We start from the raw sequence: 15,296 nt of genomic DNA on the forward strand, positions 1-15,296 counted from the left end.
TTGAAAACAGCCATCACAGCCCCGCCGCCAGGCTCAGGAAGGCCTGGATCAGGCGCAGTTCGCGGCGGCGCTCCAGGCAGCCAATCATGTGCTGGTTGAGCAGGCCGTCGCCGGCCAGCGGCCGAGCCACCACCCTGGGGTCATGGGCCACTTCAGTGGACGACACAACGCCAATGCCCAGCTCCGAGGCCACCGCTTCGGTCACTGCCTCGCGGCTGTCCAGCTCCAACAGCACCCGCGGCTGCACGCCCGCCTTGGCGCAGGCCTTGTCAAAGGTACGCCGGGTGGTGGAGCTCGGCTCACGCAGCACCATGATCTGCTGGTGCAGCTCGGCCAGCGGCAAGTCCCCCTCGCCACTGGCCCAGGCATGCCCCGCCGGCAGCAAGGCGCACAGGCGCGATTCACACAGGCTCTGCAAATGCAGGCCCTTGCGCGGTTCGATCTCGGTCAGCACGGCCACGTCGGCATGCTCGCTGAGCAACGCAGCCAGGGTTTCCTGGGCATTGCCCAGGCGCAGGTTGACAGTAATGCCCGGGTAGCGCTCGCGCAGCAGCGCAAGCATCGGCATGACCCGGTGCGGGCCGTCGGCGGCCACTTCCAGGCGCCCGGTCAGCAATTGCCGGTTGGCCTCGAGCATGGCCTGGGCCTCCTCCGCCAGGCCGAACATGGCGCGGGTGATGGCTGCCAACCGCGTGCCCTCCTCGGTCAGCTCCACGCGCCGGGCGGTACGCCGCAACAAGGTGATCTGGTAGTGCTCTTCCAGCGCCTTGACGTGGCCGGTGACGGCCGGCTGGCTGATGAACAACCGCGCCGCAGCGCGGGTGAAGCTACCTTCACGCGCCACCGCATCGAAGGCACGCAGCTGGAACAGGTTCATATCTATCGGCCCGACTTATGGCTGGCATAACAACAAACAATTTGATTGATAGCACAGTGAATTGCAACCTTGGCTCCGTAGTTTCAGCGCCAGATTTTTCGGCTCACCACCCGCCGCTTGTGAGGAACCACGGAATGAGCAACGCCCCGATCCTGCTGACCCCCGGCCCCCTGACCACTTCAGCCCGTACCCGCCAAGCCATGCTGGTGGACTGGGGCTCCTGGGACCGCGACTTCAACCAACTCACGGCCAGCGTCTGCGAGCAATTGCTGGCGATCATCGACGGCAGCGCCAGCCACCACTGCGTGCCCCTGCAAGGCAGCGGCACCTTCGCCGTGGAAGCTGCCATCGGCACTCTGGTTCCGCGTGACGGCAAGGTGCTGGTGTTGATCAACGGGGCCTACGGCCAACGCCTGGCGAAGATCTGCAAGGTGCTGGGGCGCACCTGCAGCACCTTCGAAACCGCCGAAGACCAGCCGACCACCGCCGCCGACGTCGAACGCCTGCTGGCTGCCGACCCGGGTGTCACCCACGTGGCGCTGATCCACTGCGAAACCAGCACCGGCATCCTCAACCCGCTGCCAGAGATCGCCCAGGTGATCAAACGCCACGGCAAGCGCCTGATCATCGATGCCATGAGCTCGTTCGGCGCCCTGCCGATCGATGCCCGTGCAGTCCCCTTCGAGGCATTGATCGCCGCCTCCGGCAAATGCCTGGAAGGCGTACCTGGCATGGGCTTCGTCTTCGCCGAAAAAACCGCACTGGCCGCAGCCGAAGGCAACGCCCACTCCCTGGCCATGGACCTGTACGACCAGCACACCTACATGGCCAAGACCGGCCAGTGGCGCTTCACCCCACCCACCCACGTGGTCGCGGCGCTGCACGAAGCACTGCAACAGTACAACGAGGAAGGCGGCCTGCCCGCCCGCCACCAGCGCTACGCCGACAACTGCAAGACGCTGCTGGACGGCATGGCCGCCATCGGCCTGCGCAGTTTCCTGCCCGCCGACATCCAGGCGCCGATCATCGTCACCTTCCATGCCCCGAACGACGCCCGCTACCAGTTCAAGGACTTCTACGAGCGGGTCAAGGCCAAGGGCTTCATCCTCTACCCCGGCAAGCTGACCCAGGTCGAAACCTTCCGCGTCGGCTGCATCGGCGTGGTCGGGCCAGACGGCATGCAGGCCGCCGTAAATGCCGTGGCCGACGTACTGCGGGAAATGGAAGTACTGACCATCTGACCCTTTGCCCACCCGACTTCAGGAATTAGCGCACATGAACTACAGCAACCCAACACAGCTGCAAGCCGCCATCCTCGACTGGGCCGGCACCGTGGTCGATTTCGGCTCGTTCGCCCCGACGCAGATCTTCGTCGAAGCCTTCGCCGAGTTCGATGTCCAGGTCTCCATCGAAGAAGCCCGTGGCCCGATGGGCATGGGCAAGTGGGACCACATCCGCACCCTGTGCAACGTGCCAGACATCGCCGAGCGCTACCGCAAGGTGTTCGGCCGCACCCCGACCGACGATGACGTCACCGCCCTCTACAACCGCTTCATGCCGCTGCAGATCGAAAAAATCGCCGTGCACTCGGCGCTGATCCCAGGCGCGCTGGACACCCTCACCGGCCTGCGCCAGGGCGGCCTGAAGATCGGCTCGTGCTCGGGTTACCCGAAGGTGGTCATGGACAAGGTGGTGGCGCTGGCCGCGCAGAACGGCTACGTGGCCGACCATGTAGTGGCCACCGACGAAACCCCGAATGGCCGCCCATGGCCGGCCCAGGCCCTGGCCAACGTGATTGCCCTGGGCATCGATGACGTGGCGGCCTGTGTGAAGGTCGATGACACCGTACCGGGCATCCTCGAAGGCCGTCGTGCGGGCATGTGGACCGTGGCCCTGGTGTGCTCCGGCAATGCCTTGGGGCTGACCTGGGAAGGCTACCAGGCGCTGAGTGCCGAGGCGCTGGAGAGCGAGCGCAAGCGCATTCATGCGCTGTTCGCCAGTTCCCGCCCGCACTACCTGATCGACACCATCAACGAGCTGCCCGAGGTGATTGCCGATATCAACCAGCGCCTGGCCAAGGGCGAGATGCCGCAGGCCTGCTGACCGTCGCGCTTGGCGCCTGGGGTTGCCTTGCAGCCCCAGGCGCGCATCTGGGTTGTTTTCCAGGGCCATTCTGTACATTGCGCCGTGACTGCGAAACTCAATAATCGGGCCACCTCTTTCCTGACGATTACACCGCAAAGGGAACACCGATGAGCACGCATACCCGCAACAGACGGCTGACGGTACCGCAGCTGGTGGCCATGAAAGGCCGGCAGAAAATCGTTTCGCTGACGGCCTACTCCAGCGCTATTGCCAAGGTCATCGACCCCCTGGTCGATTTCATTCTGGTGGGTGACTCCACCGCGATGGTCGGCTACGGCCGCCCGTCCACGCTGGGCATGCGCCTGGACGAAATCATTGGCCATACCCGGGCGGTCGTAGACAGCACGCGCCTGGCCTGCGTGATCGCCGACATGCCATTCGGCAGCTACCAGGAATCCCATGAGCAGGCGTTTCGCAACTGCGCCCAGGTACTCGCCAGCACCGGTTGCGACGCGGTAAAGCTGGAGGCCAACCAGGCCTTGGCAAGCACCGTGGCGTTTCTGGTCGCGCGCGGCATACCGGTCATGGCGCACATCGGCCTGATGCCGCAGTTCATCAATGTGATGGGCGGCTACAAGGCCCAAGGCCTGAGCCCCGACAGTGGCGCTGCACTGCGTGCCGATGCGCAGGCCAACCTTGAGGCCGGAGCCTTCAGCCTGGTGCTCGAAGGCGTGGCCGAACCCATTGCCCGCGCCATCACCGAGGCCACCGACAAACCGACCATCGGCATTGGCGCCTCACCCGCTTGCGATGGCCAGGTGCTGGTCACCGAAGACCTGCTGGGGCTGGGCGGCGAGCACGTGCCACGCTTCGTCAAGCAGTATGCCGACGTAGGCCAGGTGATCCGCGAGGCCTGCGCCCGCTACGCTGACGAAGTGCGCAACGGCGCCTTCCCCGAAATGCATCACTGCTACGGGGTCTGAGCCTCGTCCTGAATCGCCTTGACCAGGCGTTGCAGCGCCTGGCCAATGTCCTTGTCCCAGTCCAGCGTGTAGCACAGCCGCAGGTGGCCCTGCCAAAGGCCACGTTGGCTGAAGATTTCCCCCGGCGCGATGACGATGCGCTGGGCCAACAGCCGCTCGAAGACCCGGCGCATGTCCACTGGCCGGGTCGCCGCCAGCCACAGGCTCGCCCCGCCCTGCGGCTCGACGATACGCAGGCAGCCTTGGCCGTGGGCCTCCAGCAACGCCTTCATGTACAGCATGCGAGCGCGCAGCAAAGGCCGCAGGCGTTGCAGATGCTGCTCTACCCGACGCGAGGTGAACAACTTGGCGATCGCCTTCTGGCGAATCGGTGACAACCGAAAACCGCGCTCCAGAAACACGTGCTGCAAGCGCTCGGCATGGCGCTTGCAAAGCAGATAGCCATAAGGCGCCTCGGCACCGATCACCTTGTCGAAGGCAGCGAACACCAACAGCCGGTCGGGGTCGGCGAAATCACGATAGCGCGGCGCCGCCTCGTGGAAACACAGTTCGCCATAACCGTCGTTCTCGAACAGCCACACCTCGCGCTCGGCCAGCCAGCGGCAGATCTGCTGTTTGTCCTCGGCCGGCATCAGGCCACCCTGAGGCGCATTGGTGGTTGAGGACAGCACTGCCAGGCGTACCGGCGCGTTGCTCAGCAGTTGCTGCAAGTGCTGCAGGTCGAACCGACCGTCGTCGCCCAAGGGCACTTCGATGATGGTCATGCGCGCGGCCTGCAACTGCCTCAGTACCGCCCAGCTGCAGGGCGACTCGACCAGCGCCACCTCGCCTTCGAGGTTCAGGGCACGCACCGCCAGCTCCAGCATGCTGCGCAGGTCGGCACCGATGAACACGTGCTCGGCTTGCCAGCAAAGCTGCGCCGAGCGGGTATAAATGCCCGCCAGCACGCTGCGCAATTCAGGTTCACCGAACGGTTGATACAGCGGCACTTGGGCACGCGGGTATTGGCGCGCCAGCTCCCGTTCGATCATCAGCAGCGGTTTATCCAGCGACAGCAGCATGGCCGGCGCATCACTGCCAAGGGCCAGCATGCCAGGCTGGCGAGCGCTGGCAAACACGGTGTCGAGCAAGCTCGCGGAGGGCTCCCTGCGCAACGGCGCGCTGCGGGTGACGGTGAAGTAGCCCCGCTTGGGCCGCGCAATCACCCGCCCCTGGTCCTCGAGCAGCGCATAGGCGTACTTGGTGCTGGAGACCGAAACACTCAGCCGCTGGGCCAGATCACGCAACGACGGCATGCGCTGCTCCACGTCGCAAGGCGCCGCCTCGATCCAGTCGAGCAGGTAGCGGTAGACCGCCTGGTAGGTGAAGCCGGGTTTGTCGCTGTGGCGGGTATCCATACTCGGGCATCGTAGGCAGATAACGGCTACAGGGTAAACGAAAGCCCCTGCCCAGCGTCCAGCATCAGCGGCGCAACCTTTATTCCGGCAACTGCACCTGCGGCTTGGTCGCGGCAAAAATCGCCCAGCTCGACACGAACAACGCCGCGATCAACGGCCCGATCACGAACCCGTTGAGCCCGAACACCGCCAGCCCGCCCAAGGTGGAAACCAGGATCAGGTAGTCTGGCATGCGCGTATCCTTGCCCACCAGAATCGGCCGCAGCACGTTGTCCACCAGGCCGATCACCAGCACGCCGAAAGCGCTCAGGATCACCCCCGGCAAAATCGCCCCGGTCAGCAGGAAGTACGCCGCCACCGGCGCCCACACGATGCCGGCCCCCACCGCTGGCAACAGCGACAGAAACGCCATCAGCACCGCCCACACCAGCGCACTCGGAATATCCAGCACCCAGAAGATCAGACCGCCCAGCGCGCCCTGGGTAATGGCAACCAGCACGTTGCCTTTGACCGTCGCCCGCACCACACGGTTGAACTTCAACTGCAACCGGCGCTTCTGGTGCTCGGGCAGTGGCACCGCCAACCGCACTCGCCTGGCGACTTCCGGCCCCTCACGCAGAAAGAAGAACAGCAGGTACATCATGATGCCGAAGCTAATCAGGAACTCGAACGTGCCCTGGCCAAAGTTGAATGCCTGGCTGGCCAGCACCTGGCTACCCTGCGTGGCCCACTTGGTGATCTTGTCGCGCAGCCCATCCAGGTTACCCATGCCCATGCTGTCCAGGCTGTGCTGCGCGAAGGCCGGCAGCATGACCTTGCCGCGCTCGACGTAGCCGGCGATATCCAGTTGCCCGCTCTCGATGCGCTGGTACAGCGTGGCGCCCTCCTGTACTAGCAGGGCACTGGTGATGATGACCGGCAGTACCGCCACCAGCAGGCACACCATCAAGGTGGTGAACGCTGCCAGGTTGCGCCGCCGCCCAAAGCGGATCAGCAGGTTCCGCTGCAAGGGGGCAAACAGGATGCCCAGTATCACCGCCCAGAAGATCGCACCGTAGTACGGCAGCAGGATCCAGACGAAGGCAATGGTCACCAGCGTCAGGAGGACTGCCAGGGCTTTGTTCTGTAGAGCGGTTGGGTTCATGGCACTTCCTCGCGGGTTCTTGGACATTAGTGCCCGCCGCTGCCGCAAAAGTGCCGCTGCTCCGTTGATTCAGGTCAATACGCTGTGGCCGGCAGGTGCTTAGCATCCGCACCTTTTGCCCCGGTGCGTCCATGAACCCTCCCGCCAAGCCCGAACTGCTGGCCCCCGCCGGCTCCCTCAAGAGCATGCGTTATGCCTTCGCCTATGGCGCCGACGCGGTCTATGCCGGCCAGCCGCGCTACAGCTTGCGGGTGCGCAACAACGAATTCGACCACGCCAACCTGGCGCTGGGCATCCAGGAAGCGCATGCCCTGGGCAAGCACTTCTACGTGGTGGTCAACATCGCCCCGCACAATGCCAAGCTCAAGACTTTCCTCAAGGACCTCGCACCGGTGATCGCGATGGCACCGGATGCGCTGATCATGTCCGACCCCGGCCTGATCATGCTGGTGCGCCAGCACTACCCAGAGATGCCAGTACACCTGTCGGTGCAGGCCAACACGGTCAACTGGGCCAGCGTGCAGTTCTGGCAACAGCAGGGGATAAGCCGAGTGATTTTGTCGCGGGAGCTGTCGCTGGAGGAGATCGAAGAAATCCGCCAGCAGGTGCCGGGCATGGAGCTGGAGGTTTTCGTCCACGGCGCGCTGTGCATGGCCTATTCCGGCCGCTGCCTGCTGTCGGGCTACCTCAACAAGCGCGACGCGAACCAGGGCAGCTGCACCAATGCCTGCCGCTGGAAGTACCAGGCCACGCCCGCCGGCGAAGACGCCACGGGCGACATCGTGCGCCAGGTCGAGCCGACCCTGGGCCTCGGTGCGCCCACCGAGCACGTCTTCCTGCTGCACGAAAGCAACCGCCCAGACGACGCGATGCCGGCGTTCGAGGACGAGCACGGCACCTACATCATGAACGCCAAGGACCTGCGCGCCATCCAGCACGTCGGGCGCCTGGCCGGCATGGGCGTGCACTCGCTGAAGATCGAGGGCCGGACCAAGTCGCACTTTTACTGCGCCCGCGCGGTGCAGTCGTACCGCCAGGCGATCGATGACGCCGTGGCCGGCCGGCCTTTCGATCGCGCCCTGATGGACAACCTTGAATCCCTGGCCCAGCGCGGTTACACCGAAGGTTTTCTGCGCCGGCATGTGCACGACGAGTACCAGAACTACCAGCGTGGCAACTCACTGTCCGAACGCCAGCAGTTCGTCGGCGAGCTGACCGGCGCGCGCGTGGACGGCCTGGCCGAGGTCAAGGTCAAGAACCGCTTCGCCGTGGGCGACCACCTGGAGCTGATGACACCGCGTGGCAACTACCATTTCGACCTGCACCGCCTGTGCGGCCGCCAGCAGCAAGCCCTCGAAGTGGCCCCAGGGGACGGCCATGTGGTGTACCTGCCGATCCCTGAACAGGTCTCCCTGGAGTACGGCCTGCTGATGCGCGACCTGCGCCACGAAGAAGCCGCCGCCTGACAACGCTGTAATGTGCAGCTCAGCTGGCTGACAGCCGGCACAAGCGAACATCGGGGCTCTCTCGCATGAGGCCTCGCCATGTTGCGCACCCCCTCCCGTCGTACCTTCGTCAAAGGCCTGGGCGCCGCCACCACACTGGCAGGCCTGGGCCTGTGGCGGCCGTTGGCCCAGGCAGCCGATGGCCGCGACCTGGCCGGGCAGCACTTCGAGCTGTCGGTCGGCCAGAGCGCCGTCAATATCACCGGCCGCCCGCGCACAGCCCTCAGCGTCAACAACAGCCTGCCCGGCCCGGTGCTGCGCTGGCGCGAAGGTGATACGGTCAGCCTGCGCGTGCGCAACCACCTCGATCAGGCCACCTCGATCCACTGGCATGGCATCCTTCTGCCGGCCAACATGGACGGCGTCCCTGGCCTGAGCTTTGCCGGTATCGAGCCTGGGGGCAGCTACCTCTACCAGTTCACCCTGCGCCAAAGCGGCACCTACTGGTACCACAGCCATTCCGGGCTGCAGGAGCAGGCGGGGGTGTATGGGGCGATCGTCATCGAACCCCGCGAAGCCGAGGCGCACCGCTACCAGCGTGACCATGTGCTGCTGTTCAGCGACTGGTCGGACCAACCTCCCGAGCAGCTGCTGGCGACACTGAAGAAGCAGTCCGACGCCTTCAACTACCACAAGCGCACGCTCGGTGACTTCATCGATGACGTGGCTGACAATGGCTGGCGCGCTACGGTCGCCGAACGCATGGGCTGGGCAAGCATGCGCATGAGCCCCACCGACCTTGCCGATATCAGCGCAGCCACCTACACCTACCTGCTCAATGGCCAGCCGCCGGACGGCAACTTCACCTGCCTGTTCCAACCGGGCGAAACCGTGCGCCTGCGGCTGATCAATGCCTCGGCCATGACCTATTTCGACTTTCGCATCCCCGGCCTGAAACTGACGGTGATCGCCGCCGACGGCCTGCCGGTGACGCCGGTCAGCGTGGACGAACTGCGCATCGCCGTGGCCGAAACCTACGACGTGCTGGTAACCGTCGGCAACCTGCCCGCCTACACCCTGTACGCCCAGAGCATGGACCGCAGCGGCTACGCCCGCGGCACCCTGGCCCGCGCCAGCGGCTTGCAGGCACCGGTGCCGCAGCCCGACCCTCGGCCGGTGCTGAGCATGGCCGACATGGGCCACGGCGCCATGGCCGGCATGGACCACAGCAATATGGCCGGCATGGACCATTCGGCCATGCCCGCCATGCAGCAGCACCCGGCCAGCGAAACCGACAACCCACTGGTGGACATGCAGACCATGGCCCCACAGCCCAACCTCGCCGACCCAGGCATCGGCCTGCGCGGCAATGGCAGGCGGGTGCTGACCTACGCCGACCTGCGCAGCCCCTACCCCGACCCCGACGGCCGCGAACCGTCACGCGACATCGAGCTGCACCTGACCGGCCACATGGAACGCTTCGCCTGGTCGTTCGACGGGGTCAAGTTCAGCGATGCCGCACCGTTGCGCCTGACCTACGGCGAGCGCGTGCGCATCACCCTGGTCAACGACACCATGATGACCCACCCCATCCACCTGCACGGCATGTGGAGCGACCTGGAGGACGAGCACGGGCGCTTTCAGGTGCGCAAGCATACCGTCGACATCCCGCCCGGCAGCCGCCGCTCGTACCGGGTCACTGCCGACGCCCTGGGCCGCTGGGCCTACCACTGCCACCTGCTCTACCACATGGAGACCGGCATGTTCCGCGAGGTACGGGTCGATGAATGAGCCCAACAACCGCCGCATCATCACCGGCGTAGCCCTGCTGGCATTGCTCGCCAGTGAGCGCGTCCTGGCCGCCGGCATGCAGCACATGGACCACGGCGCCATGCCCATGGACCACCGCCAGATGAACCATGCAACGCCGCCTGCGCAGCAACCGCGCACACCATTGCCGATGCTCAGCGACGCCGACCGCCACGCCGCCTTCGCGCCGCTGCCAGGGCACCAGGTGCATGACCGCGCGCTCAACTGGGCAGTGATCGTCGACCAGCTCGAATACCAGCATGTGGACAACGGCAGTGCCTTGAACTGGAACGCCAGCGCCTGGGTCGGCGGCGATATCGACCGGCTGTGGCTGCGCAGCGAAGGCGAGCGCGAGCAAGGCCAGACCCACAAGGCCGAACTGCAGGCGCTGTGGGGCCACGCCATCAGCCCCTGGTGGGAACTGGTCGGCGGCCTGCGCCAAGACTTCAAGCCCGCCAGCGGCCAGGCCTGGGCAGCCTTCGGCATCCAGGGCACACCGCTGTATGGCGTAGAGCTGGAGGCCACCGCCTATGCCGGCGAGCGGCAACAGTCCGCGCTGCGCCTGGAAGCCGCTTACGCTATGCTGCTGACCAACCGCTGGATACTCGAACCCACCCTGGAAGCCAACTTCTTCGGCCGCAACGATGGCGGCCGCGAGCAAGGCACAGGGCTGGCTGACAGCGAGGTCGGCCTGCGCCTGCGCTACGAAATCAGCCGTGGCTTTGCGCCCTACCTCGGGGTCAGTTTCAATCGCCTGCACGGCAACCGCGCCGATCAGGCCCGCGAAGACGGCGAAGACACAGGCCAGACCCGCCTGGTGGCCGGTATCCGCCTGCGTTTCTAAAGGAGTGCTTCACCATGCTGCGCAAACACCTGCTCACCGTCGGCCTGCTGGCCATCACCGGCCTGGCCCAGGCCGCCGAAACCCTCGATGTGTACCGCGACCCCAACTGCGGCTGCTGCAAGGCCTGGATCAGCCACCTGCGCGACAACGGCTTCACCGTCAATGACCACGTCGAACCCAACATGAGCGCGGTCAAGCAACGCCTGGGCGTGGCGCCGCGCCTGGCCTCGTGCCATACCGGGGTGATCGACGGCAAGTTCGTCGAAGGCCATGTACCGGCCGAACAGGTTCGCCTGCTGGCCAAGCGCGACGACCTCAAGGGCCTGGCCGTGCCGGGCATGCCCATGGGCTCGCCGGGCATGGAAATGGGTGACCACAAAGACGCCTACCAGGTCATCGGCGTGACCCAGGATGGCAAGGACACCGTGGTCGCCAACTACTGATGCTCAGCTTATGGGCGCTGTTTTTCAGCGCCTTCGGCGCCGCCACCCTGCTGCCGCTGCAATCGGAGGCGGTGCTGGTCGGCTTGCTGCTGCGCCAGCCCGATGCCTGGGTAACCTTGCTGCTGGTGGCTACCCTGGGCAATGTGCTCGGCTCGGTGGTCAACTGGCTACTGGGGCGGGCCATCGAACACTGGCGTGACAAGCGTTGGTTCCCGTTCAGCGCCGTCCAGCTGGAGCGTGCCCAGCAGCGCTACCAGCGGTGGGGGCAGTGGTCGCTGCTGCTGAGCTGGATGCCAGTGATCGGCGACCCGCTCACCCTGATCGCCGGGATCATGCGCGAGCCGTTCTGGCGCTTCATGCTGCTGGTAACCCTGGCCAAGGCCGGCCGTTACGCGGTGGTGGCAATGATCACTCTGGGCTGGTTTCACGCCTGGTAACACCTTTGCCGCTTGCGGGGGTCAACTCACTGTTACAGTCGCCAATTCCTACATGGCCCTACACGGAGTGCCCCCATGCTGCGCGCAACCGCCCTGGCTCTGGCCTGCCTTGTCGGCGGCCCGGCCATCGCCGCCGAGTCGCCCACCTACGGTAAACAGCTCGAAGGGTTCAGCTACCCTCACCCGCTCAAGCATTTCGATTTCAAATCCCAGGGCCAACCCCTGCAGATGGGCTACATGGACGTGCCTGCCCAAGGTCAGGCCAACGGCCGCAGCGTGCTGCTGATGCATGGCAAGAACTTCTGCGCCGCCACCTGGGAAACCACCATCAATGCCCTGAGCAAGGCCGGCTACCGGGTCATCGCCCCGGACCAGGTCGGCTTCTGCACCTCCAGCAAACCCGCGTATTACCAGTACAGCTTCCAGCAACTGGCAGACAACACCCATGCCCTGCTCGACAAATTGGGCGTGAAGCAGGCCATTGTGCTGGGCCACTCCACAGGCGGCATGCTCGCCACCCGCTATGCACTGATGTACCCGCAGCAGGTCGAGCGCCTGGCGATGGTCAACCCGATCGGCCTTGAGGACTGGAAAGCCCTGGGCGTGCCGTATCGTACGGTGGACCAGTGGTATGCACGGGAGCTCAAGCTCGATGCCGCAGGGGTACGTGAGTATGAGCGCAAGACGTACTACGCCGGGCGCTGGAAGCCGGAGTACGAGCGCTGGGTGCAGATGCTGGTAGGCCTGAACCAAGGCCCGGGCCACGAAGCAGTGGCGTGGAACTCGGCGCTGATCTACGACATGATCTTCACCCAGCCGGTGTACCACGAGTTCAAGGACCTGAAGATGCCGACCCTGCTGCTGATCGGCGATCAGGACACCACGGCCATTGGCAGCGATATCGCACCGCCAGAAGTCAAGGCACAGCTGGGCAAGTACCAGGTGCTGGGGCCGCAGGTGGCCAAGCTGATCCCCCAGGGTGAACTGGTGACATTCGAAGGCATGGGCCACGCGCCGCAGATCGAAGAGCCGGTGCGGTTCAACCGGACCCTGATCGAGTGGCTGGAGCGCTAAGCCTACGAGCCGAAGCGCTGCAGTTGCATCTCGCGCAAGCGGCTCAGGGTGCGTTGGTACGGGAACGCCAGGTACCCTTGCGTGTACAGCGCATCGAGCGGTACCTGCGCCTCCACATACAACGCCACCCGGCGGTCGTAGCATTCGTCGACCAGCGCAATGAACCGGCGCACCGCATCGTCCTTGGGCGACAGCGCCGGCAGTTCACGGTCCCCTGCCGCGACCCGCGCCGCGCCATCTTCTGTACCCCGGGCGATGCGGCCGGCCCGTTGTTCGCCGCCCAACGCCGGTACCCCTTCCAGCAGAATCGAGGGGAAGCGGTCACACAACGCCATGAACTCGGTGGCCGCCAAGGGTTGCTCGCAGAGGTCGCTAAAGCGGCACCAGATGGCCTGCTCGCTGCGCCGGATGACCGTGATCTGCCTGGAGCCTATGGCCAACGGCTGGTCGCTCCCCGGGTCTGCCGGGCTGAGTTGGCGAAACACCTCGGCGAGCACCCCTCGCTCACCGGGTTCGACCACCCAGTAACGCTGGTGCTGCGCGCCCGGGTGCAGGCGATGGTCCTGATCACCGGCCACCGACAGCACCCGCATGTGCCGCTCGATGGCCGCAATTGCCGGCACGAAACGCTCACGGTTGAAGCCGTCGCGGTAGAGCTGGTCTGGTGGCTGGTTGGAGGTAGCGACGATCACCACGCCCTGATCGAACAGTACCTGGAACAGCCGCCCGAGGATGATCGCGTCGCCGATGTCGTTGACGAACAACTCGTCGAAACACAGCACACGAATCTGCCTGGCCAGTTCACGGGCCAGGGCCAGCAGCGGGTCAGCGGTGCCGTTGAGCTGGAACAGGCGCTGGTGCACCCAGGCCATGAAATGGTGAAAGTGCTGGCGTCGGCTGGGCAGTTGCAGGCAGCGGTGGAACTGGTCCATCAGCCAGGTCTTGCCACGGCCGACCGGGCCCCAGAGGTAGATGCCCTGGGTCGGGCGGCCATGTGCCACTGCCTCGAAACAGGCCTGCAGCGCGTTGATCGCATCGGCCTGTGCAGGGTCGTGGACATAGCCGTGGTCGGCCAGGGCTTGTTGGTAGAGGGTCTGCGGGTCTGGGGTCATGCGGCATTATCAGTACCGGCCCCCTCGCCGGCAAGCCGGCCCTGCCCCTCAGCCTTCGTTGAGCCCCACTTTCAACAACTGGCCGTCCTTGTCGTCGGTCAGTACATACAAGTAGCCATCCGGCCCTACCCGCACATCACGGATTCGTGCCTTGAGGTCCCCCAGCAAGCGCTCCTCGTGCACGACCTTGTCGCCCTTGAGCTGCAGACGAATCAGCTCCTGGCTGGCCAGTGCACCAATGAACAGATTATGGTCCCAGCCCTTGAATGTCGGGCTGTCGTAGAACGCCATGCCGCTGATGCCAGGGGACTTCTCCCAGACATGGTGCGGGTCGACCATGCCCTGCACATGCTTGCCCTTGGCCTCCGGAATCGGCAGCAGCGAGTAGTTGATGCCGTGGGTAGCAATCGGCCAGCCGTAGTTTTTGCCGGGCTGCGGAATATTGATTTCGTCACCGCCACGCGGGCCGTGTTCGTGGGTCCAGAGCGTGTCTGTCCAGGGGTTGAGCGCCGCACCCTGCTGGTTACGGTGGCCGAACGACCAGATCTCGGGCCGCACGTTGGCCTGGCCGACGAAGGGGTTGTCCTTGGGCACTTCGCCGTCGGGCAGAATGCGCACGATCTTGCCTTGCAGCTTGTCGAGGTCCTGGGCGGTTGGCCGTTGGTTGTTCTCGCCCAAGGCGATGAACAGATAACCCTCACGGTCGAACACCAGCCGCGAGCCGAAGTGGTTGCCCACCGACAGTTTGGGCTGCTGGCGGAAGATCACGGTGAAGTTCTCCAACCGCGCGCGGTCTTCAGACAACTGGCCCCGGCCAACCGCCGTACCGGCCTTGCCGTCATCGCCCGCTTCGGCATAGGACAGGTAAACGGTACGGTCCTTGCCGAATGCCGGCGACAACACCACATCCAGCAAGCCGCCCTGGCCCTCGGCCCAGACCTTGGGCACACCGCTGATGGGCGGGCCGACCTTGCCTTCGGCGTTCACCAGCCGCAGGTTGCCGGGGCGTTCGGTGACCAGCATGTCTTTGCCACCGGGCAGGAAGGCCAGTGCCCAAGGGTTGCGCAGGCCGTCGGCCACGGTATTGACAGTCAACTGCCCTTGCTCGCTGGGGAACTGCTGTTCGGAGGCCGCTTGTGCCAGCAAAGGCAGCAGCGCGGCAGCGGTCACGGTGGTCAGCCAGGTAGCTCTGGTCATTCAGGGTTCCTTGCAACGGGGCTCACGGCGCGCGTGGGTTATCGCGCGGTGGCCGGGTGGGTTCCAGATTAGGGGTCTGCTGTTGGCGACGCAGGTTGTCGCCGTTGCCAATGCCGCGGTTGTCCAGTGACGGCGTGCGCTGGTAGGGGTCGGTCGAAGGGCCGCGCACCGGCGGTGTGGCAGGCATGCTGCCTTGCCGACTGTTAGGGTTGGCACGCTGGATCGGGCTGTTGTACGGGTTGTTGTTGCTGGCAGCGAGCTGCAAGGGCGCAACCGGCGCGGCGCGCGCGGGCATACACAACGCCAGGCCGATGGCCAGGATTGGCAGGGTCAGGTTCATGCTTCACCTCCTGTACGAAAATGCCGCGCCTTGTGCGTTTGATAGCCTAAGGCGCGAGGGGTTCGCGGCAAAAGTGTGAATGCAGCTGGAGATAATTCCTGATGTTTCA

At 65.2% G+C, this 15,296-nt stretch carries 15 protein-coding genes; 9 read left to right on the forward strand and 6 right to left on the reverse strand.

The genetic code is table 11. The annotated features are described in order from the left end of the window. Positions 1–13 precede the first annotated feature (13 nt). A complete protein-coding gene (locus tag PC358_RS12615; protein WP_033700317.1) occupies positions 14–877 on the reverse strand; it encodes a LysR substrate-binding domain-containing protein in 864 nt (287 codons plus the stop codon). A 134-nt stretch (positions 878–1,011) separates the two neighbouring features. Here PC358_RS12615 and PC358_RS12620 point away from each other — a divergent pair, with 134 nt between their 5' ends. From PC358_RS12620 to panB, 3 genes are all read left to right on the forward strand, one after another. Next, positions 1,012–2,118 (forward strand): 2-aminoethylphosphonate--pyruvate transaminase, encoded by a 1,107-nt coding sequence (locus PC358_RS12620; RefSeq protein ID WP_033700319.1) that lies wholly within the window; start codon positions 1,012–1,014, stop codon positions 2,116–2,118. 34 nt (positions 2,119–2,152) lie between these two features. Next, positions 2,153–2,980, forward strand: coding sequence for a phosphonoacetaldehyde hydrolase (gene phnX / locus PC358_RS12625; protein WP_033700321.1), 828 nt, complete (start codon positions 2,153–2,155; stop codon positions 2,978–2,980). A 149-nt stretch (positions 2,981–3,129) separates the two neighbouring features. Next, on the forward strand, positions 3,130–3,945 hold the full coding sequence (panB, locus tag PC358_RS12630; protein ID WP_033700322.1) for a 3-methyl-2-oxobutanoate hydroxymethyltransferase: 816 nt from the start codon (positions 3,130–3,132) through the stop codon (positions 3,943–3,945). On the opposite strand, the gene PC358_RS12635 is transcribed toward panB, so the two are convergent. After that, positions 3,933–5,342, reverse strand: coding sequence for an aminotransferase-like domain-containing protein (locus PC358_RS12635; RefSeq protein WP_033700325.1), 1,410 nt, complete (start codon positions 5,340–5,342; stop codon positions 3,933–3,935). The two genes, panB and PC358_RS12635, sit on opposite strands and share 13 nt — an antisense overlap. A gap of 79 nt (positions 5,343–5,421) precedes the next feature. Then, on the reverse strand, positions 5,422–6,486 hold the full coding sequence (locus tag PC358_RS12640; RefSeq protein ID WP_033700327.1) for an AI-2E family transporter: 1,065 nt from the start codon (positions 6,484–6,486) through the stop codon (positions 5,422–5,424). 131 nt (positions 6,487–6,617) lie between these two features. Here PC358_RS12640 and trhP point away from each other — a divergent pair, with 131 nt between their 5' ends. The 6 genes from trhP (at position 6,618) to PC358_RS12670 (ending at position 12,538) form a co-directional block, all read left to right on the forward strand. Next, positions 6,618–7,952, forward strand: a complete 1,335-nt coding sequence (trhP, locus tag PC358_RS12645) for a prephenate-dependent tRNA uridine(34) hydroxylase TrhP (protein WP_033700329.1) — start codon at positions 6,618–6,620, stop codon at positions 7,950–7,952. A 78-nt stretch (positions 7,953–8,030) separates the two neighbouring features. Next, positions 8,031–9,722, forward strand: coding sequence for a copper resistance system multicopper oxidase (locus tag PC358_RS12650; protein WP_033700331.1), 1,692 nt, complete (start codon positions 8,031–8,033; stop codon positions 9,720–9,722). Next, positions 9,715–10,584 (forward strand): copper resistance protein B, encoded by an 870-nt coding sequence (locus PC358_RS12655; protein ID WP_033700333.1) that lies wholly within the window; start codon positions 9,715–9,717, stop codon positions 10,582–10,584. The genes PC358_RS12650 and PC358_RS12655 overlap by 8 nt, the downstream gene beginning before the upstream one ends. Before the next feature lie 14 nt (positions 10,585–10,598). Then, entirely contained in the window at positions 10,599–11,027 is a 429-nt protein-coding gene (locus PC358_RS12660) for a DUF411 domain-containing protein (protein ID WP_033700334.1), read from the forward strand. Next, complete coding sequence (locus PC358_RS12665) at positions 11,027–11,464, forward strand: YqaA family protein (protein ID WP_033700336.1); 438 nt, start codon at positions 11,027–11,029, stop codon at positions 11,462–11,464. Before PC358_RS12660 ends, PC358_RS12665 begins: the two co-directional genes overlap by 1 nt. Before the next feature lie 75 nt (positions 11,465–11,539). After that, positions 11,540–12,538 (forward strand): alpha/beta fold hydrolase, encoded by a 999-nt coding sequence (locus PC358_RS12670; RefSeq protein ID WP_033700337.1) that lies wholly within the window; start codon positions 11,540–11,542, stop codon positions 12,536–12,538. Positions 12,539–12,540: 2 nt separating this feature from the next. Here the strand turns inward: PC358_RS12670 and zapE are convergent, their stop codons facing one another. From zapE to PC358_RS12685, 3 genes are read right to left on the reverse strand one after another with little or no spacing between them, the layout of a single operon-like run. Continuing rightward, positions 12,541–13,650 (reverse strand): cell division protein ZapE, encoded by a 1,110-nt coding sequence (gene zapE, locus PC358_RS12675; protein WP_033700339.1) that lies wholly within the window; start codon positions 13,648–13,650, stop codon positions 12,541–12,543. Positions 13,651–13,698: 48 nt separating this feature from the next. Next, positions 13,699–14,847 carry a PQQ-dependent sugar dehydrogenase gene (locus tag PC358_RS12680; protein WP_033700340.1) on the reverse strand — a complete coding sequence of 383 codons (1,149 nt, stop codon included), beginning with the start codon at positions 14,845–14,847 and terminating at the stop codon, positions 13,699–13,701. A 22-nt stretch (positions 14,848–14,869) separates the two neighbouring features. Next, positions 14,870–15,187: a hypothetical protein gene (locus PC358_RS12685; RefSeq protein ID WP_033700341.1), complete on the reverse strand. Its 318-nt coding sequence runs from the start codon at positions 15,185–15,187 to the stop codon at positions 14,870–14,872. Positions 15,188–15,296: the final 109 nt, after the last annotated feature.

The organism is Pseudomonas capeferrum, from assembly GCF_000731675.1.
GTDB lineage: Bacteria > Pseudomonadota > Gammaproteobacteria > Pseudomonadales > Pseudomonadaceae > Aquipseudomonas > Aquipseudomonas capeferrum.

Coding starts and splice junctions, on each gene's coding strand:
- PC358_RS12615 (WP_033700317.1), bottom strand. CDS start 877: ATGAACCTGTTCCAGCTGCGTGCCTTCGATGCGGTGGCGCGTGAAGGT.
- PC358_RS12620 (WP_033700319.1), top strand. CDS start 1,012: ATGAGCAACGCCCCGATCCTGCTGACCCCCGGCCCCCTGACCACTTCA.
- phnX (WP_033700321.1), top strand. CDS start 2,153: ATGAACTACAGCAACCCAACACAGCTGCAAGCCGCCATCCTCGACTGG.
- panB (WP_033700322.1), top strand. CDS start 3,130: ATGAGCACGCATACCCGCAACAGACGGCTGACGGTACCGCAGCTGGTG.
- PC358_RS12635 (WP_033700325.1), bottom strand. CDS start 5,342: ATGGATACCCGCCACAGCGACAAACCCGGCTTCACCTACCAGGCGGTC.
- PC358_RS12640 (WP_033700327.1), bottom strand. CDS start 6,486: ATGAACCCAACCGCTCTACAGAACAAAGCCCTGGCAGTCCTCCTGACG.
- trhP (WP_033700329.1), top strand. CDS start 6,618: ATGAACCCTCCCGCCAAGCCCGAACTGCTGGCCCCCGCCGGCTCCCTC.
- PC358_RS12650 (WP_033700331.1), top strand. CDS start 8,031: ATGTTGCGCACCCCCTCCCGTCGTACCTTCGTCAAAGGCCTGGGCGCC.
- PC358_RS12655 (WP_033700333.1), top strand. CDS start 9,715: ATGAATGAGCCCAACAACCGCCGCATCATCACCGGCGTAGCCCTGCTG.
- PC358_RS12660 (WP_033700334.1), top strand. CDS start 10,599: ATGCTGCGCAAACACCTGCTCACCGTCGGCCTGCTGGCCATCACCGGC.
- PC358_RS12665 (WP_033700336.1), top strand. CDS start 11,027: ATGCTCAGCTTATGGGCGCTGTTTTTCAGCGCCTTCGGCGCCGCCACC.
- PC358_RS12670 (WP_033700337.1), top strand. CDS start 11,540: ATGCTGCGCGCAACCGCCCTGGCTCTGGCCTGCCTTGTCGGCGGCCCG.
- zapE (WP_033700339.1), bottom strand. CDS start 13,650: ATGACCCCAGACCCGCAGACCCTCTACCAACAAGCCCTGGCCGACCAC.
- PC358_RS12680 (WP_033700340.1), bottom strand. CDS start 14,847: ATGACCAGAGCTACCTGGCTGACCACCGTGACCGCTGCCGCGCTGCTG.
- PC358_RS12685 (WP_033700341.1), bottom strand. CDS start 15,187: ATGAACCTGACCCTGCCAATCCTGGCCATCGGCCTGGCGTTGTGTATG.